The 21,526-nt window shown below is 67.4% G+C and carries 14 protein-coding genes and 1 tRNA gene; 6 read left to right on the forward strand and 9 right to left on the reverse strand.

The window, feature by feature from the left end:
- The first annotated feature begins 131 nt into the window (after positions 1-131).
- The 3 genes from Poly30_RS16100 to Poly30_RS16110 all read left to right on the forward strand — a co-directional run bounded on the left by Poly30_RS16100 (position 132) and on the right by Poly30_RS16110 (position 5,565).
- A complete protein-coding gene (locus Poly30_RS16100) occupies positions 132-3,683 on the forward strand; it encodes a hypothetical protein (RefSeq protein WP_145199229.1) in 3,552 nt (1,183 codons plus the stop codon).
- A 12-nt stretch (positions 3,684-3,695) separates the two neighbouring features.
- Positions 3,696-4,250, forward strand: coding sequence for a DUF6919 domain-containing protein (locus Poly30_RS16105; protein WP_145199232.1), 555 nt, complete (start codon positions 3,696-3,698; stop codon positions 4,248-4,250).
- Between the two features lie 166 nt (positions 4,251-4,416).
- Positions 4,417-5,565, forward strand: a complete 1,149-nt coding sequence (locus Poly30_RS16110) for a MauE/DoxX family redox-associated membrane protein (protein WP_145199235.1) — start codon at positions 4,417-4,419, stop codon at positions 5,563-5,565.
- 130 nt (positions 5,566-5,695) lie between these two features.
- Here Poly30_RS16110 and Poly30_RS28545 read toward each other — a convergent pair whose 3' ends face one another.
- The 4 genes from Poly30_RS28545 to Poly30_RS16135 all read right to left on the reverse strand — a co-directional run bounded on the left by Poly30_RS28545 (position 5,696) and on the right by Poly30_RS16135 (position 10,637).
- On the reverse strand, positions 5,696-7,594 hold the full coding sequence (locus Poly30_RS28545) for a peptide MFS transporter (RefSeq protein ID WP_419190252.1): 1,899 nt from the start codon (positions 7,592-7,594) through the stop codon (positions 5,696-5,698).
- 115 nt (positions 7,595-7,709) lie between these two features.
- Positions 7,710-8,657, reverse strand: a complete 948-nt coding sequence (locus Poly30_RS16125; protein WP_145199238.1) for a class I SAM-dependent methyltransferase — start codon at positions 8,655-8,657, stop codon at positions 7,710-7,712.
- Between the two features lie 106 nt (positions 8,658-8,763).
- Entirely contained in the window at positions 8,764-10,287 is a 1,524-nt protein-coding gene (locus tag Poly30_RS16130) for a M28 family peptidase (protein WP_145199241.1), read from the reverse strand.
- Between the two features lie 83 nt (positions 10,288-10,370).
- Positions 10,371-10,637: a hypothetical protein gene (locus Poly30_RS16135; protein WP_145199244.1), complete on the reverse strand. Its 267-nt coding sequence runs from the start codon at positions 10,635-10,637 to the stop codon at positions 10,371-10,373.
- A gap of 219 nt (positions 10,638-10,856) precedes the next feature.
- On the opposite strand from Poly30_RS16135, the gene thrB reads away from it, so the two are divergent.
- Both thrB and Poly30_RS16145 read left to right on the forward strand, forming a co-directional pair.
- Complete coding sequence (thrB, locus tag Poly30_RS16140; protein ID WP_419190253.1) at positions 10,857-11,810, forward strand: homoserine kinase; 954 nt, start codon at positions 10,857-10,859, stop codon at positions 11,808-11,810.
- A gap of 310 nt (positions 11,811-12,120) precedes the next feature.
- Positions 12,121-13,539: a zinc metalloprotease gene (locus Poly30_RS16145; protein WP_145199250.1), complete on the forward strand. Its 1,419-nt coding sequence runs from the start codon at positions 12,121-12,123 to the stop codon at positions 13,537-13,539.
- 107 nt (positions 13,540-13,646) lie between these two features.
- On the opposite strand, the gene Poly30_RS16150 is transcribed toward Poly30_RS16145, so the two are convergent.
- The 4 genes from Poly30_RS16150 to Poly30_RS16165 form a co-directional block, all read right to left on the reverse strand.
- On the reverse strand, positions 13,647-14,429 hold the full coding sequence (locus tag Poly30_RS16150; protein ID WP_145199253.1) for a BtpA family protein: 783 nt from the start codon (positions 14,427-14,429) through the stop codon (positions 13,647-13,649).
- Between the two features lie 245 nt (positions 14,430-14,674).
- Positions 14,675-14,749: transfer RNA gene (locus Poly30_RS16155), tRNA-Thr, on the reverse strand.
- Positions 14,750-14,881: 132 nt separating this feature from the next.
- A complete protein-coding gene (locus Poly30_RS16160; protein ID WP_419190254.1) occupies positions 14,882-16,987 on the reverse strand; it encodes a HEAT repeat domain-containing protein in 2,106 nt (701 codons plus the stop codon).
- Positions 16,988-17,265: 278 nt separating this feature from the next.
- Complete coding sequence (locus tag Poly30_RS16165; RefSeq protein ID WP_145199259.1) at positions 17,266-18,588, reverse strand: anhydro-N-acetylmuramic acid kinase; 1,323 nt, start codon at positions 18,586-18,588, stop codon at positions 17,266-17,268.
- Positions 18,589-18,636: 48 nt separating this feature from the next.
- On the opposite strand from Poly30_RS16165, the gene Poly30_RS16170 reads away from it, so the two are divergent.
- Positions 18,637-20,121, forward strand: a complete 1,485-nt coding sequence (locus tag Poly30_RS16170) for a sigma-54-dependent transcriptional regulator (protein WP_145199263.1) — start codon at positions 18,637-18,639, stop codon at positions 20,119-20,121.
- 105 nt (positions 20,122-20,226) lie between these two features.
- Here Poly30_RS16170 and Poly30_RS16175 read toward each other — a convergent pair whose 3' ends face one another.
- Positions 20,227-21,144 carry a LysM peptidoglycan-binding domain-containing protein gene (locus Poly30_RS16175; protein WP_145199266.1) on the reverse strand — a complete coding sequence of 306 codons (918 nt, stop codon included), beginning with the start codon at positions 21,142-21,144 and terminating at the stop codon, positions 20,227-20,229.
- Positions 21,145-21,526: the final 382 nt, after the last annotated feature.

The raw sequence follows: 21,526 nt of genomic DNA on the forward strand, positions 1-21,526 counted from the left end.
GAAGCGCGTCGCGATCGCTGGATGGCCCGACGTGCCAGGCGTCACGAACCGAGGACGTCAAAAATCTCCAAACCCTAAGCACGATCCTGCCCGAAGATATGGGGAGCCGTCTCCCTATGATGCGGTGCCCCATGGAGCTTCCGCCCTTTCCAGATCCCGCGAACCCCGAAGACTCGCCTCGCGCGGGCCTCCGTGAGCTTCCCCGTGCCCAGGAGATCCTGGCCCAGGCCGTTCGCCGAGTGCGTGCGGTGGAGCCGTGCGCGTTCCTCGTCGAGCCCCGGGTGCTCCGTCGGGTCATCAAGGCCGAAGTGCACCTCCCTGCGCTCTCCGTTCAGATCCCCCATCGCAAGACCTGGATCGCGCGCCGCAACACGCTGATCCGGCACGTCGAACTGGACGAACTCGGCACCGAGTTCATGGGCGATGATTCCATCGAACTCCCCGAGCAGGCCATCCTCCTCCAGCGGCCCGAAGACGGGGTCCTGGAGGCGATGGGCCTGGAGCCGCTGCTCAATCGCTGCTGGCGCCTTTTGTTCCACGCGCGCATCGACCTCGGATACCAGCGCCTCCGCGAGCGCGGCAAGCTCGATCATCGCCAGATCCGAGAGCGTATCCACCGCCTCGGCCAGGCCGAGTTCGATGAGGTTTGCGAGGTGCTGCGCCATGAAAACATGGTGCGCGAGGACAGCAGCGTCCCTGCCCTCTACTCGGAGTTCGCGGCTGTCTACGGAGAACTCCGCGCCTTCGCCCCCCACTGTCTCCCCGCCTACTTTCCCTCGCTCCAGGACCCGGCGCGGGTCGAGAGCCTGCTCGACGAGGACCTCGATCAGGAAGCGTTGCTCGAGGCCACTCGACCGGCGGGCGCTGGCGACGCGGTGAGCCGCGAGGACCGCTCCAGTCACGACGAGACCGACGCGGAGCTGGATCACCTCACCGGTCGAGCGCCCAAGGCCGGGCTGACATCCGACAGCCCGAACTCGATCAAGCTCAAGGTCCCCCCCGCCTCCAAGGAGAGCCCGCGGGCCGTAAAGCGTCTTCGCCGCCGCGCCGAGCGGCTGGCCGGGCGCGGAAACTCGGTGGCGGCCGCCTTGCTCTCGGTCGCTGCGGCTCGCTACGCCCCCGACGACGAGGCGCGTTCGCTCTGCGACGGCGCCGAATCCCATCTCCGCCGCCTCGTGGAGCGCCTTCAGACGGCCCTCGAGTTCGACGACGCGACGAGCGCCCGCTGGTACCGCTCCGTGGTCGGCCTCGCGCGTAACGCGGGCCGCGGCTTCTGGAACGCGGACAAGCGACTCCTCCACGACCTCCAGCGCGTCTGCGTCGACCACGAGCGCGAAACCTCCAGGATCGACCTCGCGCGCTGGATCCGCCGCCTCGGCCGCACGAATCTAAGGCGCAAGCTCCCGAACCAGCGCGAGGTGCTCATGAGCAAGCACCTCGCCAGCGCCACCCGCCGCCTCGTGTCCTCGCGGCTCACGGGCCCCGAGCGCGACGACCTGAGCCACCTCCTGGGCGAGGCCGCTGACTCCGCCGAACTCCAGATGCGGACGCGCCTCCGGCCACTGCTGCACGGCACCCTCAACGAGGTCGGCCTCGTCCCCGAGACCACTCCGGAGCGCGTCGCCTTCAACAAGACCGTCGAGGAGCTCCTCGACCAGGTCGTGCGCGGCGGCTTCCTGACCCTCGGGCACCTGCGGGACGCGCTCTCCCGCAGCCACCTCAAGCTCGAAGATCTCTCCAGCGTGGGAGAGTTCGTGCGCGGCGACCGGCTGCTCAAGGCGGACAAGGCGCTCCCCCGCTCGCTCGATGGTGTCTACCAGCGGAGCGACTTCTACCTGCGCTGGCTCCAGCGCGGCACCTCGCTCGTCTTCGGCACCCCCGCTGGCCGCTTCATCACGCGCTTCGTGCTCCTGCCGTTCGGCATGGCCTACACGCTCTTCGCCGCGTCGATCCACGTGGCCGAGATCTTCGCGCAGGAAGGGTCCGAGAACATCCACTGGCTTCACTCCCACACCATGGAGATCGTGCTCTCCATGGGCCTTGCGGCGCTCCTCTTGATTCACGTCGACGGATTCCGCCGCTTCATGTGGGGCCTCATCAAGTCGACCTATCTCGGGGGCAAGCAGCTTCTCTTCGACCTGCCACTGCGTTTCGTCAAGCTGCCCGCCATCCGCAGCATCCTCCGGAGCCGACTCGCCGTCGGGATTCGCAAGTTCATCCTGTGGCCGCTGGTGCCCACCGCTCTGATCTGCGGCCTGCTCCCGAAGCTGACGGAGTTCATGCCCGAGCAGACCCCGGTCAACTGGGGCATCGTGCTCGTCGCGATGAGCGTGATCTTCAACAGCCGCGTCGGGCGCGACGTGGAGGAGATCGGACAGCAGTGGCTGTACACCGTCTGGCGCCGCATCCGCATCAACCTGTTCGTCGCACTCTTCGACGCGATCATGGACGGGTTCAAGCGCATGCTGGAGCTGTTCGAGCGCCTGCTCTACGCGGTCGACGAGTGGCTCCGCTTCAAGAGCGGCGAGTCCATTCTGGCCCTGGGCGTGAAGGCGGTCCTCGGTCTCTTCTGGAGCGTGTTCACGTTCGTGGCGCGGTTCGTCGTCAACCTGCTCGTCGAGCCCCAGGTCAACCCGATCAAGCACTTCCCCGTCGTCACGCTCAGCCACAAGCTGCTCCTGCCGATGGCGCCTGCGATGATCGAGTTCTTGATCCGTTTCGATGCGATCGGCAAGGAGGAAGCGACCGCCATCGTCGGGCCGACCGTCTTCTTGATCCCCGGCGTGATCGGGTTCATCGCGTGGGAGCTCAAGAGCAACTGGCGCCTCTACAAGGCGAACCGGAGCCGCAGGCTCCGCCCCGTGGTCGTCGGCGGCCACGGCGAGTCCTTCATTCGCCTGATGAAGCCGGGCTTTCACTCCGGCACGCTCCCCAAACTCTTCCGCAAGCTCCGCCGCATCGACCGGCGCCGCGCGGCCGCCCAGCACAGCGTGGCCCGCAGCCGCACGCTCGCGAAGCTACACCACGTCCACATGGCGGTCGTTCGCTTCGTGGAGAGCGAGTTCGTCACGCTGCTACGCGAGCTTCCTGCGTGGAATCACGAGGTCCAGATCGGTCGAGTACGGCTCGCTTCGAACAGCGTGCGGGTCGAGCTTCGTTGCCCTGAACTCGGGGCCGAGCCGATGCAGCTGCTCTTCGAGGAGCAGTCTGGCTGGCTGCTCGCGTGCGTCCCCCGCGTCGGCTGGGCCGCCACGGTGGGCGGCGCTGACCGCGCGCTCCTACTCGACGCCATCTCGGGCTTCTACCGCCTCGCGGGCGTCGACCTGATCCGCGAGCAGATCGACCAGGCTCTCGGGGAGCGGCGCATGCCCTACGACGTCGCGGACGATGGGCTGGTGGTCTGGCCGGACGGCCAGTACCAGGACGAAGCGCTCTATCACCTGCACCGCAAGGGGTCCCTGCGCCCGACGCCGCGCAGCGTGGCGCGGACCTACGAGCTCGTCGCGCTGAATCGGGAGGAGCTCGTCTTCTCTCACACGCCGATCGCGCGAGCGGCCTGGGAAGCGCGCTGGGCAGGCGGCGGCCAGGAGGCCACGCCGCTGCTCCCCGCCGCGGCCCGCTGGACCTTCGAGGCGCCCGGGGCCAAGGGATCCTCGGCCGCGGCCGCCTTCCGGGCGAGCTGAGGGACGGCGCGCATGGCATCGAACGATCTCCGGGAGCGAGCCGGGCCCTGGAAGCGGGCCGCGTCCTTCGCGGAGCTCCTGACCCTGACCGCTCGCTTCCTCCGCGGCGAGCCCATCGGCTTTCCCGGCTGGGCGGTCGAGGAGACCGACGAGGAGAGCGACGGGCTCCTGCCCGTCCTGCTGGCGGCGAACGGCGCCGGGATGCTCTCGGTGGCGTCTCAGCCGGGCGCCCCGTTCGGTCCCGGGCACGACGGATGGAGCTGGGGAGGCCGCGCTTTCGTGGGCGGCTTCGCCAGGTCCGAGGACGCGAGGTCGATCCGGGACCGCGCGGAGGCGGCGGGACTCTGGGCGCGGGATGGCGCCTCTGACGGCCCGTTCGAGATCCCGGCGGGCCTGCGCGACGGTTCGCCCTATCTCGTGCTGGGTTCGGACGCGCGGGACGAGGAACTCAGCCTCTTCGACGGAGAGGTCGGGGCGGGCGCCCTCGCAGAACTCCGGGAAACGAGCTTCCTCTGGGTGATCGACCCGGTCTGGGGCCGCCGCGAGCGACTTCGGGCCGCGTTCTGAAACAGTCCGTCATCCTTTCCCACGGAAAGCACCCGTATAGTCCTCGCCCGCTCCGTACCGGGCCTCGAAAAAGGCCCCGCGCGCGAAGACCCTGCCCAGGGGTCTTCATCGGGCTACCCTTCCACCGCACCGAACGCTCCCCCGGCTCCTAAAGCACAACAGCACCGTGACCGACTCCAAGAACACGCCCGCCCTCCCCGGCTTCGCCCTGTCCGCAGGGATGCTCTGGCTCCTCGTCGGGGCCCTCTACAAGCTCTTCGACGGGTCCCCGAACGACCTGCCGAAGATTGTCACGGAGTACTCTCCGTTCGCATCGAACTGGGAAACGATGCGCGCAGCGATCATCATCGAGCTGGCCGTCGTCGGGCTCGTGATCGCCAAGCCGCGCCTCGGCTGGCTCTTCCTCGTGGGCGCCTACGGCACCTTCCTCGCGATCCTCTATCCGCTCGTACAGGAAGGCGCCGCCTCCTGTGGCTGCTTCGGATCCAGCGTGACGATGAAGCCCGAGACGATGATGGCCATCGACGGTGGCCTTCTGGCGCTGATCGTCATCTCTCGCCCGTGGCGGATAGCGAAGGAGTCCGGCCTCGGCTGGGCCGGGTACCTGCCGCTGCTCGCCGTGGCGATCGCGGGGCCCTGGATGAAGCTGACCGCGCCCGTGCTGCCGCCCGCGAAGAACCCCGCGCTGGTCTCGACGGAACCCACCGGGAAAGCGGAGACGCCGGCCGCCGCCACCGAGGGCATGGGCGTCTTGACCCCGATCAAGCCGGAGAGCACCGCGCAAGCAGCCAGCGAGATGGCCACCGATCCGATGCCCGGCACCCCCGTGGTCGAACTCCCCCAGGAAACGCCCGCCGAGGAGCCTGTTGCACCACAGATCCAGGACGTCGTGGTGGAAGCCGATCCGGCGATGCCCGAGTTCTTCGAACTGCGCCCCGACACCTGGGAAGGCAAGGACTTCTACGAGACGGACATTTCTCGCTTCATCGACCAGTCCGAGGGCGCCGTCCTCCCGAACAGCCACGTAGTCGTTTATCGCCAGACGTGCGAGGTCTGCCAGGAGCACCTGGAAGAGCTCTGGCAAGAGGCCCAGAACGACCCGACGAAGTGGAGCGGCGAGCGCCAGCTCGTGCTCATCCGCGTGATCGAGAACAAGGACACGCCGGAGAACAACAGGATCGAGCTGATGCCGGAGCCGCACCAGCGCGTGTCGCTCCCCGCGCTCAAGCGCGGGTACGGGATCACGACGCCGATGGCCTTCGATGTGAACGAGATGAACGTCGTGGAGAACATCCAGGACCTCAGCAAGCACTGATCTCGAGGCGCTGAGAGCGATCGAGAATGAAGAAGGAGCCCCGCGCGAACGGCAGCGTTCGCGCGGGGCTCCTTCGTTTGGGCCGGACTTGCCTCTCGGCCAGACGTGCCTCTCCGTCAGACGTGGATCGTCACTCGATGTCGCCGGTGAGGCGCTTCACCATCGGCGAGGTGAGAAGCGCGATGATGCCCGCCGCGCCCACGATCATCGAGACGGTCCGGAAGAGCGTCGTCGGCTCCTGGTTGCCGAGGCTCGCTGCCGCGAGGCCCGCGAACAGGTTGCCGAGGGCCGCGCCGATGAACCACACGCCCATCATCTGCCCCGTGCGCCCGCGCGGCGCGAGCTTCGTGATGGACGAGAGGCCGACCGGGCTGAGACAGAGCTCGCCCACGGTGTGGAAGAAGTAGGTGACGATGAGCCAGGACATCCCGACCTGCTCGCCGGTCCCGGTGCCTGCGTTGGCCGAGCCCCACGAGAGGACGAAGAAGCCGGTCGCGAGTCCGAGCAAGCCGAGGGCGAACTTCACGGGGATGCTGGGGTTGGCGTCCTTGCGCGCCAGCCAGGTCCAGACGAAGCCGAACACGGGCGCGAGCAGGATGATCAGGAACGCGTTGACGTTCTGAAGCCAGCTCGCAGGCAGGAGACTGCCGAAGAAGTTCCGGTCCGTGTAGTCGCGGGCGAAGAGGTTCATGCTCGACCCCGCTTGCTCGAAGCCCATCCAGAAGACGGCGGAGAGCAGGAAGAGCCAGAAGATCACGAAGAGCCGCTTGTTGTCGATCTCCTCGCCCTTCGGCAGCCGCAGGAACTTGAAGGCGCAGAGGAAGAGGAACAGCAGCACGGTGATTCCGATGCCGATCTGATAGGCGCGCAGGCGATGCTCCAGCGTGCCCCTGGCCACGATCGCCGTTTCCGCGACGCTGGCCGTAATGGCAGCCCTGTCCATCTGTGCCTCGAGCACGCTGTCCGCAGGGACCACATCCAGCTTCCCCGCATCCTTCAGAAGCTGCTGGTCGCCTCGCAGCACGGCCAGCTGGTCGGCGATCGCTTCGGAGTGAAGCGTCTCACGCGCTCCGTCGACGAAGGGCGCGGAGTCGATGGACTGGCCCACGACGATCGCGGAGATCGCGGCGACGCCGATGAATCCGAGCGTGGCCCGGCCCGACAGGATCAGCTGCGAGAAGTACGCCACCGCGAGCAGCGCGACGCTCGCGCCAAGCACCGCCGCGACGCCGCCGATCGTGATGCCGATAGCGCCGCTGTACATCAGGTACCCGAAGACCATGACCGCCGCGACGCAGGCGGCGGAGATGGCGTAGAACTTCCGACCGCGCGCCGCGAGGACGTCCTGCGCCTCACCCGTCTTGATCTCGCCAGCACCCTCGAGGTGTTTGGCACCCAGGCGGTACTGGATCAGTCCGAGGAGCATGCCGATCGCCGCTAGCGAGAAGCCCCAGTGGAAGTTGTGCTTCTCACCCAGCCAGCCGACCGCGGCCACGCCGAGGAAAGAGCCGAGGTTGATGCCCATGTAGAAGACCGAGAAGCCCGCGTCTCGTCGCGCACCGCCCTCGGGGTAGAGGTCGCCGACCATCGTGCTGACGTTCGGCTTCAGGAGGCCCGTGCCGGTCACCACGAGCGCGAGGCCGATGTAGAAGCTCGTGTTCGACGGGATCGCAAGCGCCACGTGGCCGAGCATGATGATCACGCCGCCAACGAACACCGCGCGCTTCTGCCCCCACAGCCGGTCGGCCACCCAGCCGCCGGGCAGGCAGAGCATGTACACGAAGAACGTGTACAGGCCGTAGATCGCGGCCGCCTCGGCCGTCGAGATCCCGAGCCCCGGATTCGCCCCCGCCGCCGCGGTGGTCATGAAGAGGATCAGGACCGCCTTCATTCCGTAGAAGGAGAACCTCTCCCACATCTCGGTGAAGAAGAGCGTGGAGAGGCCGCGGGGATGGCCGAACCATTCGCCGCCACTTGCGGCGGAGCCAGCGGAAGAGCCAGCCGGGGAGGACGGTGTTGTATTTGTCATGGGGGGATTCCGAAAAACGGTTCCCCCCATCATAGGGACTGGCTCGCGTCCTGGCCCCCAAGTAGTGACACCCTCGGGAGTGGCTCCGCCGCGAATGGCCCCTCGCGAATGGACGCTACTTGGCCGCCACGATGTACCCGAGCCAGGCCTCGCAGTTCTCGCCGATCGGGTCGAGTTCGAAGTTGCCGTCGCCCTCTTCCTCGTCATCGGGGTCGGTGCCCTCGAACCAGGTCGTGACGTCCTGGAAGCCGACCTCGTAGAGCACGTCGCGGATCTCGTTCAGCGTCCAATAGCGCCACTCGTACTCGAAGGCGTTCGTCATCTCCGATCCGTCGCGGAAGCGGAAGTGAATCGCGGTGAAGTAGGTGCCGGTGCCGGGCTGGTACTCACGCTGGTCCCAGACGTACTCGATGCCGCTTCCGAGGGAGCGAACCTCTTCCTGCTCGACGGTGGCCTCGGGGCCGCCGTAGATGTCCATCACGAAGATGCCGTCATCGGCGAGGTCCTCGAGGACCGCGCGGTAGTACGCGAGGAGGTCCTTGCGCTCCTTGAAGCACCAGTAGCTGAAGTTCTGCGCGGCCGTGATGTCGGGGCGCTTGCCGTTCGGGCCACGCTCCACGGGACCACGCACGTCCGAGATGTGCCACTGCATCCGCTCGGTGCCGTCGGAGACGATGCCGAAGTTGTGCTTCTTGCCCCACTCGATCGGCTCGGGATCGAGGTCGATGCCCTCGGCCGTGCGCTCACGATCCGTGGCGAGCCACTGCGCGCACATCGACGAGGTGCCACAGAAGTCCTCCCGGAAGTGCAGCGGGAACTTCTCCCCGCGATAGTGCTCGTACGCCTTCTCGATGAAGAGAACGTCGGCCTCCGGCGAGTTCACCGCGCGCTGGTAGAGCTCGTAGCGGTCCGCGTTCTTGGCGTTCATTCGCCGATCACGCTTCTTGCCCTCCTTCCGGTCCTCCGAGGACTTGGGCTTCGAGGTGCGCTTGGGCGATCCGTCCTTGCGCTTCTTCGGCTTGACTTCGGACTTGTTCGACTTCTTGGGTGCAGCGGTACTCACGGGTCCCCCCTCGGGAATATGTTTCAGACAATGAGCGGCCGAGGATAGCGCTCTTGACCCAGAACGAACAGTCGGATCCGGGTCAAGAGCGAACCGCGGAGCGGTTTCAGAGCTTCGGTTCTCCCTCGTTCCAGCTCGGCGTCCACGCTCCGCTGACGAGATCCCGCACCGCAGCCAGCGCGATCGCAGCGGCCTTTTCCATGTGCTCGTAGTCGAGCGTATCCCACTCGTCCGAGGCCTGGTGATAGTCGCGATGCCCGCCGAAGCTGGAGAGGGTCTGCGAGACGATGCCGATGCGGGCAAAGGAGACGTTGTCGGAGCGCTTGAAGAAGTTCTGTTCCGGCCGCACGTCGGGCGTGACCTGGACACCGTGCTCCCGAAGCACGGGGCCGAGACTCGAGCGCTCGTCGCCGGTCAGCCAGATGTTCCCGGAGCCTTCGGTCATGGGATCGGGGCGGCCGAGCATCTCGAAGTTCAGCGCACAGATGACGGACGCAGGGTCGACCGTCGGCGAGTCCGCCCAGTAGCCAGACCCCACCATTCCGACTTCCTCACCGGTCACGATCACGACCATGACGGTCCTGGCGGGACGCTCGCCGCTGGCGAGAGCTTCGGCGACTTCTAGCACGACGGAGCATCCCGAGGCATCGTCGTCCGCGCCGTTCATGATGATGTCGTCGGGCACCTCCTGCCCCGGCCGAACCCTGGCCAGCCCGATGTGATCCCGGTGGGCCGTGAGCATCACGACCTCGTTCTTCAGGTCGGGGTTCTCTTCGGTACCTGCTCCCGGCAGGAACCCGACGACATTGACGTCGAAGCGGCGCTCGATCTCGGCGTTAGGGACGAACCGTACGGTCTCCAGCTCGCCCGCATAGGCTCGGTTCCCCCAGGGCCCGTCGATGCGGCCGGCGATCCCACCCTTGGCCGAGGCGACGGGGCTCAACCGACCGGGCGCCTTGACGCTCTTTTCACCGACCTTGCCGTCCTCGCGTGGGTAGAGCACCATCCCGAACCCGGCTCCGTTCGCGAATCCAGCGTCGCGCAGCCAGCGCCGCGCCTTCCCCGAGGACGTCTGGAAGATGAGCGCGACCCCGGGATCAGCAGCGGCCGGCAGGTCCTCCTCGTCCTCGACGTAGACGCAGCGCAGATCCTCGGTGCCCATCGCCGCCGAGAACGAATCGAACGTGAACTCTCCGCCGTAGTACAGGATCGCGCGGTCCCCGTTCTTCGCCACGACCTGCAGCTCGGATGGCGCCGTGTAGTTCAGCTTGAAGAGGTCGATGCGCTGGAAGAAGGTGCCGTCGCTGGCCCCTGGCTGGAAACCCATCGCCTCGAGCTTCTGCGCGACGTATCGAGCGGCCACGAGGCTCTCGTCGCTGCCCATGGGGCGTCCCTGGAGGGAGTCGTCGCTGAGCGCCTTCACGTGCCCGCGAAGCTCCGCCCCGGCGATCGCCGCGTCGACGGTATCGTCGCCCGGAGGGATCGCGGGACTGGTGGGCCACTCATCGGCGGGCGCCGCGCGAATCTCCACCTCTATCGCCTCGGGCGCAGAATCCTGGGCGGCAGCCGCGGCCATTCCCATCACGGCCCAGCTGGAAACGAAGCATGCGCGAATGATCTTGGAAGTCATTCGCGCATGCTGACATGGGACCCGGTGCGCGTGCCACCCGTAAGTTCAGGCGGCTCGCGGCCTCACCCCGTGCAGGCCTGGCTTCAGGCCACGAGGTCGCGCAGGGTTCGGATGACCTGCTCGTTGACCTTGGGATCCCCCACGTGAACCCGGACGGCGCCTTCCATTCCGCGCGGGACGCTCATGATTCCGGGCTCCAGTCGCCGGTTGACTTTGCGGGCAATCTCCTGGGGCTTGGTGACCTCCAGGAGGATCCAGTCCCCGACGGACGGAAGCGGGCGGATCCCTGGAATGGTGGCGAGGCGAGATGAGAAGCGATCCTTCTCATCGCAGGTGAAGTCGACGGACATATGCGGTGTCCCCTCCTGAAAATGCAGCCCCGGAGTTGCGGTCCGGAAGCCTGGACGTGAATGCCACCCGAGGATGGCTAGTTCAATGCGCGAAGTCTGGCGGCATGTGCGATGTACCGATCAGACGACCACACACTATCTCGCGTTTGGCGATCCTACAAGGGCCACTGAATACGCATCTGCGTCGAAGGGCACGTAAACTCGAGGTCCATGCCGGCCTTGCCTCCACTTCCCCCACTGCATGTGCGCGTTCCGGGTTCCACTTCGAACCTCGGTCCTGGGTTCGACTTTCTTGGACTGGCGCTCGGACTTTTTTTGGACGCCACCGGATCCATGGGGGCGCAGGAAGAAGCAGGACGGCACCGTGTCACCTACGGTCCAGCTTCCGATGCAGGCCCTTACTCGCCCGGGTGGTCCCCCGAGGAGGATCTCGCGTTGCGCTCGCTCGCGAAGTACGAAGCGCACACAGGGCGCCCGTTGCCGCCCTTGCACATCGACATCCGATCCGAGATTCCGGTCGGTCGCGGCTTAGGTAGCAGCGGCGCGGCGATCGCGGCGGCGCTCCTGCTCGCGGCGGCGGCAGACGAAGCCGCCGGTGAGACTCCACTCGCGAGGAGAGCGCTGATCTCGCTGGCGCTCGAGCTGGAGGGGCATCCCGACAACGGGACGGCCTCCCTCATGGGCGGCTGCACGGCGGCGGTTCCCACGCCTGGCGACCCCGCGGGGGACATGGCCATCGTCGAGGTCCCGATCCACGACTCGCTCGGGCTGGCCGTCGCCTGGCCCAGAACGCCGCTCTTCACTCACGAGGCGCGAGCCGTCCTGCCCTGCGAGGTGCCGCTGGCGGACGCGATCGAGAACCCGAGGCGCCTCGCGCTACTCCTGGAAGGCCTCGGCACCGGCGATCCGCGGCTGCTTCGCCTCGGCGTCGTCGACCGGATCCACGAGCGCTTTCGCCGGGCCCTCGTTCCAGGGGTCGACGAAGCGATCGCTGGTGCTATCGAAGCGGGAGCGTACGCCGCGTGCCTCTCCGGAGCCGGATCCGGGGTGGTCGCCATCGGCGAGGCCGGCAGCATGGACGCGGCGGCCGCCGCCATGGCCCGGTCGCTCGACGGCGGGTTCGGCCGAGCGGTCGATGTGGTCCGCGTTCGGCCGCGGGTCCGCCAGGTCTGACATTCTGCGCTCCTGGGAAGTCGCCGCAGCCCAGCCGTCGCCCGCTCGAGGGCACGTTTCCGCGGCGGCTTCACCCCGAATCAATGTCCCCATATGGGTCAGAGGGGCCGCGGATCCAGCGGAAGCCAGGGCGGACGGGGGCATTTGAAGCCAGAACGAGGGATCTTTTCGGGGTCCGGACTACGTCCATGTTCGATCAAAGCAAAGCGCTCCCCCGGCGCATCTCACCTGGCCCCCGCGCCCTGGGCCCCCGCGGCCTGGACGCACACCACTCGGCAGCGCCTGGGGCGCCCGAGACTCCCACTCTCCCATGAAAACAGCGATCCTCACCGTGGCAGCTATCGCCGCGCTCCCTGCCTTTAGCCAGACGGCCCAGCCTGCCAGCCAGCAGCCTGGCGCGCCGACCCTGACCGTCAACGGCCAGGTCCCCGGCCCCTTCGGCTACTTCCGCTGTGGCACGCCGGATTCGAACACGACGCAGAACAGCTTCATGCCCCCGAGCGACTGCAGCGCCAACCGAACGGTCCCGGATCCGATCTACTCGCCGGCGAACCTGGAGGTCCTGAGGATCCCCGTCGTCTTCCACGTCATTCGCACCTCGAATGGCACGGGCAACGTTCCGGATAGCCGCCTCAACAGCCAGATCGACATCCTGAACGAGGACTTCCGCGCCCTCTCCGGAACGCCCGGTGCCCCTGGAACGGACACGAAGATCGAGTTCGCCCTGGCGACGGTCGACCCGAACGGAGCCCCGACGACCGGCATCAACCGCTACAACAACAGCACCTGGTACAGCGACGGCGGGTCCTACTGGAACACGCTCGCCTGGGATCCGGATGTCTACCTGAACATCTACACCCTCGGTGCTCCCCAGGGCTCCTCGGGCATCCTCGGCTACGTGCCGTTCCTGCCCGCGTCGAGCCCGAACAGCGTCGGTAGCAACAGCGACCGCGTCGTCGTGCTGAACAGCGCGGTCGGGCGGAACGCCCCGGCAGCCCCCTACAACCAGGGCCGTACGCTCACCCACGAGATCGGGCACTTCCTCGGCCTCAACCACACGTTCAATGGCGGATGCGGCGGCTCGAACTGCTACACCAGCGGCGACCTCATCTGCGATACGAATGCCGAGTCGCAGCCGGAGTACAACTGCCCCGCGAACTCCTCGAGCTGCGGTAGCCCGGATCCGGTCCGCAACTACATGGATTACAGCCCGGACACGTGCATGACGAACTTCACGGAGGAGCAGGCGCGCCGCATCCGGTGCACGCTCGAGTTCTACCGTCCGGCCCTCGCCATGCCGACCTCCCCCACCCTCGGCCTCAACTACTGCGTCCTGACCCCGAACAGCACCGGCGGATCCGCGTTCCTCTCGGGCTACGGCACGAAGCAGCTCTCCAACAACGACTTCGGCCTCACGGCGTTCTCGCTGCCCCCGAACTCCTTCGGGTTCTTCATCGTCAGCAACACGCAGGCCCAGGTCGCCAACCCCGCGGGTTCGCAGGGAACGCTCTGCGTCGGCGGCGCAGTCGGCCGCTACCTGAGCCAGGTCGGCAACTCCGGTCTCTTCGGCGAACTCAGCCTCGTCGTCGACGTCAACAACGTCCCGCAGCCGAACGGCGCGATCGCGATCCAGGCGGGCGAGACGTGGAACTTCCAGGCCTGGTACCGCGACGTAAACCCGACGATCGTTTCGAACTTCAGCGACGGCTACACGATCACCTTCGAGTGATCCTGGCGAGCGCCAGAAAAGAAGACTGAAAGGAGCCCGCGCTCATCTCTCCGCCCAGGAGAGGGGAGCGCGGGCTTCTTCGTACCGCCGCGTTCGCCAGAATCCCACTAGCCGAGCACGTCGACGAGGTCCCGGACGCGCGCGGCGTCGACCTCGTTCTCGACCCTCCCATCCCGCTTGGCCGCCGTCCCCACGATCGCGCCGTCGGCGAATTCGAGGAGCCCCCGCGCCGTCGCCAGCGAGAACCCGGAGCCGATGAGGATGGGAACCCCATCGCCCACGGCGGCGCGCACGCGCTGGACCCGCTCCGGTTCGGGCGCCGCCCCCGTCGCCACGCCGCTGACGATGAGCCCGTCCGCGCGCCCGCGATGAACCGCGTCCCGAGCAGCGTCCTCCAGCCTCTCCCCGGCGATCGGGGTGGCGTGTTTGACGTGGACGTCAGCGAAGAGCGCAACGTTCCCTCCGAGGCGCTCCCGAAGCCTCATGGTCGCCGCCGCGTGCCCTTCGATCAGCCCCTGGTCGGTGAACATCGCGCCCGTATGGACGTTGACGCGAACGAACCTGGCGCCGGTAGCAGCCGCAATCCCCAGCGCAGACGCCGCATCGTTTCGCAAGACGTTGACGCCCACCTCGCCCACACCCTCGACGCTGCGTACGCGATCGACCGCGAGCGCCAAGGCCGCGACGGTCTCCGCCCCCACACCTTCCTTGAAGAAGGGAGCGTCGTGGTAGTTCTCGACGATGAGCCGCCGAATCCCGCCCTCGACGAAGGCAGCGGCATCCGCAACCGCCCGTTCGAGGAGCGCGGCCATCCCGCCAAACCCCACCGCTCCCGGGGTGGCCAGAAGGTGAATCACGCCTATCAATCCGTCGATCCTGTTCTGCGTCATCCCTCCAGTCTGCCGCCCCCGAAGCCGGGAACGAAGCCCGAACCAAGCCGCGCCAACCCGAAACCCGAACCGGAAGCCAACCCGCCCTCCCGCGAGGGATCCCGCGCGAGTGGAGATCGCGAGGCGGCTCGCACGCTTCGCGCGCCGCCCCAGCTCCATCCGCGCCAGCGGCTGGGCCAGAAAACAACTCCATCCAATGACGAAGGGCCGTGCTTGCTTCGCAAGCACGGCCCTTCGTCATTGGATGGAGCCAGAGACGGGATTTGAACCCGTGACCGCCGCTTTACGAAAGCGGTGCTCTACCACTGAGCTACTCTGGCGGATGCAGGACGCGCCTGCGGGGGCGGGATGATAGCGAGGCCCGTGCTCGGTGGGAAGCAACGGGCCTCGTGAAATTTTATGGTCTCGTCGACGCCCACTGGCAGCGACAAGACCCTCACTCCCGTCAGGTCCTACTGACCGACGCGAACACGGAGGCTTTGCATGACGCTGGCGCGCTCGCCATCGGCAATCTGCATACGGCCAAGGGCGCGGGCAGCTGCCGATTTCAGGTCAAGGCTCGCGTCGGAACCGAGCACGTCGGCGAGAGCCGCCTGGACGTCGGCGCCCAGCGAAACGCGGCTTCCGATCGCACCGATCGCGTCGGCGGCTGCCATCCGAGCTGCGTCCGAACCATCACCGCTCAGCACCGCGAGGATGCCGTTGGCAGCACTGGCGTCTGCGATCGTTCCGAGGGCCGCAAGGGCGGGACCGGCCACCTCATCGCGACGACCGTCGATAGCGGCCATGAGCCCTGACATCGCACCACGGACGTCCGTGCGGCCGGATTGGGCCAGCGCTGCCAGTGCACCCGCGGCGCGGGCCGAAAGGGCGTCCGCGCGGGCGCGGCTGTCGTCCAGCTTGGCCTCGAAGACCTCCGAGAGAGCGTCGATTCCGTCGGCACCCGCGAAGGCGCCCTGGATGCGATCGCCGTAGGCGTCACTCACGTCTTCGCTGGAGGTGAGCAGGTAGGTCGGCGTGTTCTCGTAGGCGGGGTTCTGGCGAATCTGTGCGATGACCGCGTCCGTCGTGATGTCCGAGAGGCTATCGCCCACGAGGATCGCGTCGACGCCGGCCAGCTGGCCGAGCATGACAAGACCCTGGACGCCGGAGCCAGCGTGCTGGCCGAGGACGTCCTGCTGGTCGAGGGCCGAAATCAGCGAATCGGCGCGCTGGGCGTCACCGTCGATGACGAGAGCGATCTTGACGACGCGACGACCAGCGGCGGTGCCGAGGGCGTCCACGACGGCGGCGCTGGTGCCGCTCTGGGTCCGAACCGCGATATGCGCGAGGGCGACAGCGGCCTCGCCGGACATCGAAGCTCCACCGCCGCTGAGCGCTGCGGTGAGGCTGGGGAGCGGCGCGGAGGCCAGCTCGCCGAGCTGCTGGGCGATGCGGGAGCCGGTGGCGGAATCGCCGGACTCGACCGACCAGCCGAGGGCGCGGTCGAGGGCACCGGGGCCAGCGCTGAGAACGGCGAGCATGCCGGCCTGCGCCTTCTCGACGAGGTCAGAAACGTCCTGGCCCGCGGACTCGAGGGCCGCCAGCTTGGCCTGGATGTCGACGCTTTCGCGGGCGATACCTGCCTGGGCGTCGAGCGAGCCGCCGTCGAGGGCGAGCGCGCTGTAGTAGCAGTTCTTGGCGATCTCGTTGTTGTAGGTCGAGCGCGGAACCGGCATCGACTCGAGCTGACGGTCGCCCCAGGCCCAGATCACGTCGCTGTAATCGTAGTCGCGGAGGACGCTGGCGTGACGATGATGGTAGTCGTTGCCGAGCGCGACGAGCTGAGCGACGGGGTCGCCGCTCGCGCCGCAGCGCGCTGCCGCGTCTCCGGCAGCGGTGCGAACGATCGCTTCGCTGTCCGACTGGGCGAGGCCGAGGAGCATGGCTCCGGCGCGCGGGTCGCCGATGCTACCGAGCGTGACAGCAGCGTTCATGCGCTGGGTCGCGTTGTCGGAGTCCAGCGTCGCGAGGAGCGGCATGACGGCGCGGCGGCCGAGGCCGACGAGACCCATCATGGCCTTGCGGACGCGGTCGGGGTTGTCGTCGTCCGCAAGAAGGTTGATGAAGCGCGGCGCGGCGTACTCACCGTGGGCCGAGCGAAGGTTCGCCATGACGCGCATGGCGGCGCTGGCGTCGTCGCTGTTCATGTACTCGGAGACGCCCTCCTTGATGCGATCCTCATCGTTCTCGATCGCCTTGCGGCCAAGGCTCGCGCGCTCGAAGAAGCGCTGGGCGACCTGCGTGAACTCATCGCCTTCGGCCATGAACGAGGTCACGATGTCAGCGTCCGCAGCGAGGTAAGCCTCGTAGACGTCTTCGGGGGAGGGGTCAGAGGCCAGGAGGCGACGCATCGCATCGAGGGACTCCTGCTTGCGACCTTGACTCCACATTTCGATGGCGGAGGTGAAGTCGCCCGAAACGTCCTGCGGCAGAGGCGCGAACGATGCGGCGCCAAAGGAGGAGGCTGCCGTCAAGACGGGGAGGGTCAAGAGACCCAGGAAGCGCGATCGGCTCATAGCAGAGGTGGAAGGACCGTGGGGGGATGCCGCGATGGGCGACTCGGTTCGGTTCGTGTGACGCGGAATTAGGGTGGGCGATGATAGCCAAGGGAAGGGGGCGGTCAAGAAACGCCCCGACTGCTCGTGCAGAAAGCGGCAGAAGCCCTGACGATTCCCCAGGCCTGAGCGGCCGCTACCCACCCCGAGCCCGGCGGCTACCAACTGCTTTCCAGATCCCCGTATCCGACACAAACGGACCAGGTCCATCCATTCCGGAATGAACGGACCTGGTCCGTTCATTCCGGAATGGATGGACCTGGTCCGTTTGTGTCGGATACGGGGATGGGAGGGGCAGGACTCCATTTGCCCAGGATTCGGCCTGGCGCAGCGCCTGTGGCGGCTCGGGAGGTGGACGGTTCGCCGATCAAGAAGCGGGCGCCCAGGGCGGCGAAGGCCAGCGCCTCGCGGCCGTCCGGGGGCACTCCTGCGGCGTCCGAGGACCCAAAAGAGGCGGTTTCGACCCCTCGGGCAGCCAGGTCGCCGGCCACGGAAGCCTCCAGGGCAGCCATCAGCGTGGCGTTATGGATGCCGCCTCCCGCCACCAATAGATGGACAGGCGCCGATCCCACGGGGAGGCTCTCGGCCAGCGCTCGCGAAGCCGCCTTCGCCACAAAGGCGCAGGCCGAAGCAAGGAGATCGCTGGCGCGGTCACCCACTGCCTCCCCCATCGCATCGAGGATCGCCTGGACGTAAGGCCTCCCGAAGGTATCCCTCCCGGTACTCCTCGGTCCCCTCGTCAGAAAAAATGGGTGGCGGAGCCATTCTTCGACCAGGCGGTCGTCCACCGTGCCCATGGACGCGGCCGAGCCGCCCGGATCGAACGGCGCATCGAGCAGCGCCCGGCTCAGCCCGTCGAGGAGGGCGCCGGCAGGACCGGCGTCGAACGCCACAGGATCCGCACCCCGATGCGCGAGGATCGTCCAGTTGGAGATCCCTCCCAGATTGAGAATGGCCAGCGGGCGCGGCGCGGCGGCGAACAGAACGTCGTCCACGAGCCCGACAAGGGGGGCGCCTTCCCCTCCCGCCGCGCAATCGCGGGTCCGAAAATCGGAGACCACGGCGACGCCGGCGGCTTCGGCCACGAAGTCACCGTCGCCGAGCTGGAGCGTCACCTTCCCGCGCGCGGGGTCCCCGTCGTGGTGGAAGACGGTCTGGCCGTGGCTGGCCACCAGGACGAGTTCACCGAGGTCGTGCCGATCGGCGACCCGGCGAGCCGCGGCGCCGAAGGCGAGTCCGAGGTCTCGGTCGAGCTCGGCGAGATCGCCGAGCCCGAGCGGCGCGCCATCCAGCGCCGCGCGAACGCGCTCGCCCAGATCGCTGTCGAACGGCTCCGTCGCCAGGGCGACGCCCTCGATTCCGACGAGGCGCCCGCTCTCCTGGGTATTCGATTCGAAGCGGGCCACCGCGAGGACGACATCGATTCCGTCGGCCGACGTGCCGGAGAGCACGCCCGCGATCAGGGGCGTGCGCCGCCCGCTGGATTCTGCGCCGGTTGACCCCTCCAGATCGAGAGAGCCAGCGAGAAGAGAGGTAGAGAATGGAGAGAGGAAGGGATGCATGGATCGCGCGAGGGTAGAGGAGCTGACAGAATGCACCGCATGGCATCGATGAGGTCCGAAGAAAAGACGGGGCGACGCACGATTCTCGTGGTCGATGACGACGGCGATATCCGGCAGGCGCTGGAGGGGACGCTCCAGTACGAGGGTTTCAACGTCTGGACCGCCCGCAACGGCGAGGAGGCGCTGGCGCGACTGCGCCAGGAGAAGACGCCTCCCGCGGCGATCCTCACCGACCTGAAGATGCCCAAGGTCGACGGGCTCGAGCTGCTCGATTCGATCATCGAGGAGGCGGGCAGCGCCGAGGCTGCGCCCCCCGTCATCATGATCAGCGGTCACGGCGACGTCCCCGTCGCCGTCGACGCGATGCAGCGCGGGGCGGTGAACTTCCTGGAAAAGCCGCTCGACGAGCATCGCGTGCTCGTCACGATCCACAAGGCGCTGCGCGAGCGCGCACTCATGGAGGAGAATGCGGGCCTCCAAACGGAGAACCGGGGGCTGAAAGAGCGCCTTCGGTCCGGCTTCGAACTGATCGGAGAGTCCGATGCGATGAAGAAGCTGCGCGATTCGATCCTGCGCGTCGCCGACTCCGAGTCGTCGGTTCTCATCACCGGGGAGAACGGAGTCGGCAAGGAACTCGTCGCACGCAACGTCCACCTCAGCGGTCCACGTGCGGGCGGCCCCTTCATCACGGTCAACTGCGCCGCCATTCCCGCAGAGCTGGTCGAGTCGGAGCTCTTCGGCCACCTCAAGGGCTCGTTCACCGGAGCGCACGAGGACCGAGTCGGCCACTTCGAGGCCGCCGATGGCGGCAACCTCTTCCTCGACGAGGTGGGAGACATGCCGCTGGCCGCCCAGGCGAAGGTCCTGCGCGCCCTCGAGACCCACGAGGTCATGCGCGTCGGAGATAGCCAGACGCGCTCCGTCAACATCCGCGTCATCGCCGCCACCAACGCGGACCTCGCCCGGAGCGTCGAGGACAAGTCGTTCCGCCTGGACCTCTTCTATCGCCTGAACGTCGTTCCCCTCCACGTCCCACCGCTCCGTGAGCGCACCGGTGACATCCCGATGATCGCGAGGCATCTCCTGGAGCGCCAGGCAGCCCGCATCGGCCGCAGCCCCGACGTGCTCAGCGACGACGCGGCCGAGACGCTGCAGTCGTTCGGCTGGCCCGGCAACGTGCGCCAGCTCCGCAACGTCCTGGAAGCCGCCTCCATCTTTGCAGAGGACTCCAAGATCACCTCGGCCGAGATCGCCCGCGTCATGGAATCGGGCCCGGGAATGACGCGCTCCGTCGGCGGCGGAGGCGGTGCTCTCGGCGGCGGTGCGTCGTCGGGGGGCGCTTCCGCGCCGACCAGCCGCTTCGAAGCCCCCTTCGATGCCGCCACCTTCGAGGACTTCAAGAACGAGGCCGAGGCCCTCTTCTTCCGGACGCGGCTCGACCGCAACAACGGCAACGTCAAGCGGACGGCCGAGGAGCTCGGCATGCAACGGTCGCACCTCTACAAGAAGCTGGACCGGTACGATCTGAAGTAGGGCTGCCGCTTTCCCTCCGCCCTCGAGGCTCTACCTGAAGCCCCAAAGGACCAGCGAGGGAGACGGCCGGCATCGGAGGGCCAGCCGACCCGAAACCACCCCGAACTACTGAACCGGGATCTTCAGGATGGTCCCCGGCGCGACGAAGTCCGGATCGGCAATCACGTCGCGATTCGCCTCGTAGACCGCCTTCCACTCCGTGCCCTTGCCGAGCGTGCGCTTGGCGACCTGCCACAGGCTCTCGCCCTGGAGGACCTCCACCGTTCGAACGGAAGCCTCGCGGCCCAGGTCGTCCTTGGCGGGAACGAAGACCGAACCTTTCGGTTCGTCCATCCCCTCGTTGTTGTGCCGAAGCAGGCCGGCCTTGGCCTCGTCGCCGTAGAGGTCCTTCGCGAGAGCCTCCCACGTCACATCCTGTGCCGAGACGTCGTAGAGAAACATGGATGGATCAACCGTCCCCTGGAGACCCGACGTGGTGATGAGATCCCAGCCGTGCTGCATGCGAACACGGGCACGGGACACGCCGCTGCGGGAGGTCGCTCCGTCGAGTTCATCCGTGCGGACCGCCGGATCTGCGATCGAGGAAGTGCCCCTGCGCGACGAGCCTGAAGACGTGATCTCCACCGTTCCCGAGCCGTCGGTCTCGGCCAGTAGCATCCCGTTCGAATTCGATCTCGGCGCGCCCGGGGCCTCGCTGACGCTGACTTCATCGGACAGGACCTCGTCGGAGAGCGGGGTCGAATCTCGATCCCCGCCGAGGGTGGTCCCCGATAGCCGGAGATTCGAGGGCCGGAGATTCGATGGCCGGAGATTCGAGGGCCGGGAACCCGTCTCCCTCCCCGCCTGCGCGCTCCCCTTCGCAACGCGCGTGGTCATCGGAGGTTCCGCAACGGACCCGCGATCGGCGGCGTAGACCTGGCTGGCCGGCTTCTCGCTGGAGGTGTCGCCCTGGAGCGACCATACGAAGAGCAGGACGACGACTAACAGGACGCTCAGGACGACGAGCTTCTCGGACTTGCCCATGGAACCCCCGGAGCGTATCGCCCGGGTGAGTGCTCGGCCGCGAGCGGCCGAGACGGATGGATGTGGTGAGCCCACCCCCAGCTCCCCCGGGTGTGCGGTGCGGGAAAGCAACTCCGGAAGGGTCCGGAGATGGAGAGTGGCCCAGCTGGCGATCAAGACCCAGCTGGCGGATGAAGGGTGCGGTTGGAAGGCGCCGTTGGCCGTGCAAAGCCGTGGACGCCGGATGAAGAATCCAAAGCGAGGGATCCCGATTCAAGAACCGAATCGCGGGTTTCCTCCGACGGACCCGATCGAGCAGGGAAGAAGGTGCTCCGACAGGCCCAGCAGAGAGCCCCCCCGATTCGAGACACGTTGGCGTCGGAGCGGGAAGTCGGGGTATGGT

This window comes from Saltatorellus ferox (genome assembly GCA_007751475.1).
In the GTDB taxonomy this organism is placed as follows: domain Bacteria; phylum Planctomycetota; class UBA1135; order UBA1135.

Coding starts and splice junctions, on each gene's coding strand:
- Poly30_RS16100 (WP_145199229.1), top strand. CDS start 132: ATGGAGCTTCCGCCCTTTCCAGATCCCGCGAACCCCGAAGACTCGCCT.
- Poly30_RS16105 (WP_145199232.1), top strand. CDS start 3,696: ATGGCATCGAACGATCTCCGGGAGCGAGCCGGGCCCTGGAAGCGGGCC.
- Poly30_RS28545 (WP_419190252.1), bottom strand. CDS start 7,594: ATGACAAATACAACACCGTCCTCCCCGGCTGGCTCTTCCGCTGGCTCC.
- Poly30_RS16130 (WP_145199241.1), bottom strand. CDS start 10,287: ATGACTTCCAAGATCATTCGCGCATGCTTCGTTTCCAGCTGGGCCGTG.
- Poly30_RS16135 (WP_145199244.1), bottom strand. CDS start 10,637: ATGTCCGTCGACTTCACCTGCGATGAGAAGGATCGCTTCTCATCTCGC.
- Poly30_RS16145 (WP_145199250.1), top strand. CDS start 12,121: ATGAAAACAGCGATCCTCACCGTGGCAGCTATCGCCGCGCTCCCTGCC.
- Poly30_RS16150 (WP_145199253.1), bottom strand. CDS start 14,429: ATGACGCAGAACAGGATCGACGGATTGATAGGCGTGATTCACCTTCTG.
- Poly30_RS16160 (WP_419190254.1), bottom strand. CDS start 16,987: ATGAGCCGATCGCGCTTCCTGGGTCTCTTGACCCTCCCCGTCTTGACG.
- Poly30_RS16165 (WP_145199259.1), bottom strand. CDS start 18,588: ATGCATCCCTTCCTCTCTCCATTCTCTACCTCTCTTCTCGCTGGCTCT.
- Poly30_RS16170 (WP_145199263.1), top strand. CDS start 18,637: ATGAGGTCCGAAGAAAAGACGGGGCGACGCACGATTCTCGTGGTCGAT.
- Poly30_RS16175 (WP_145199266.1), bottom strand. CDS start 21,144: ATGGGCAAGTCCGAGAAGCTCGTCGTCCTGAGCGTCCTGTTAGTCGTC.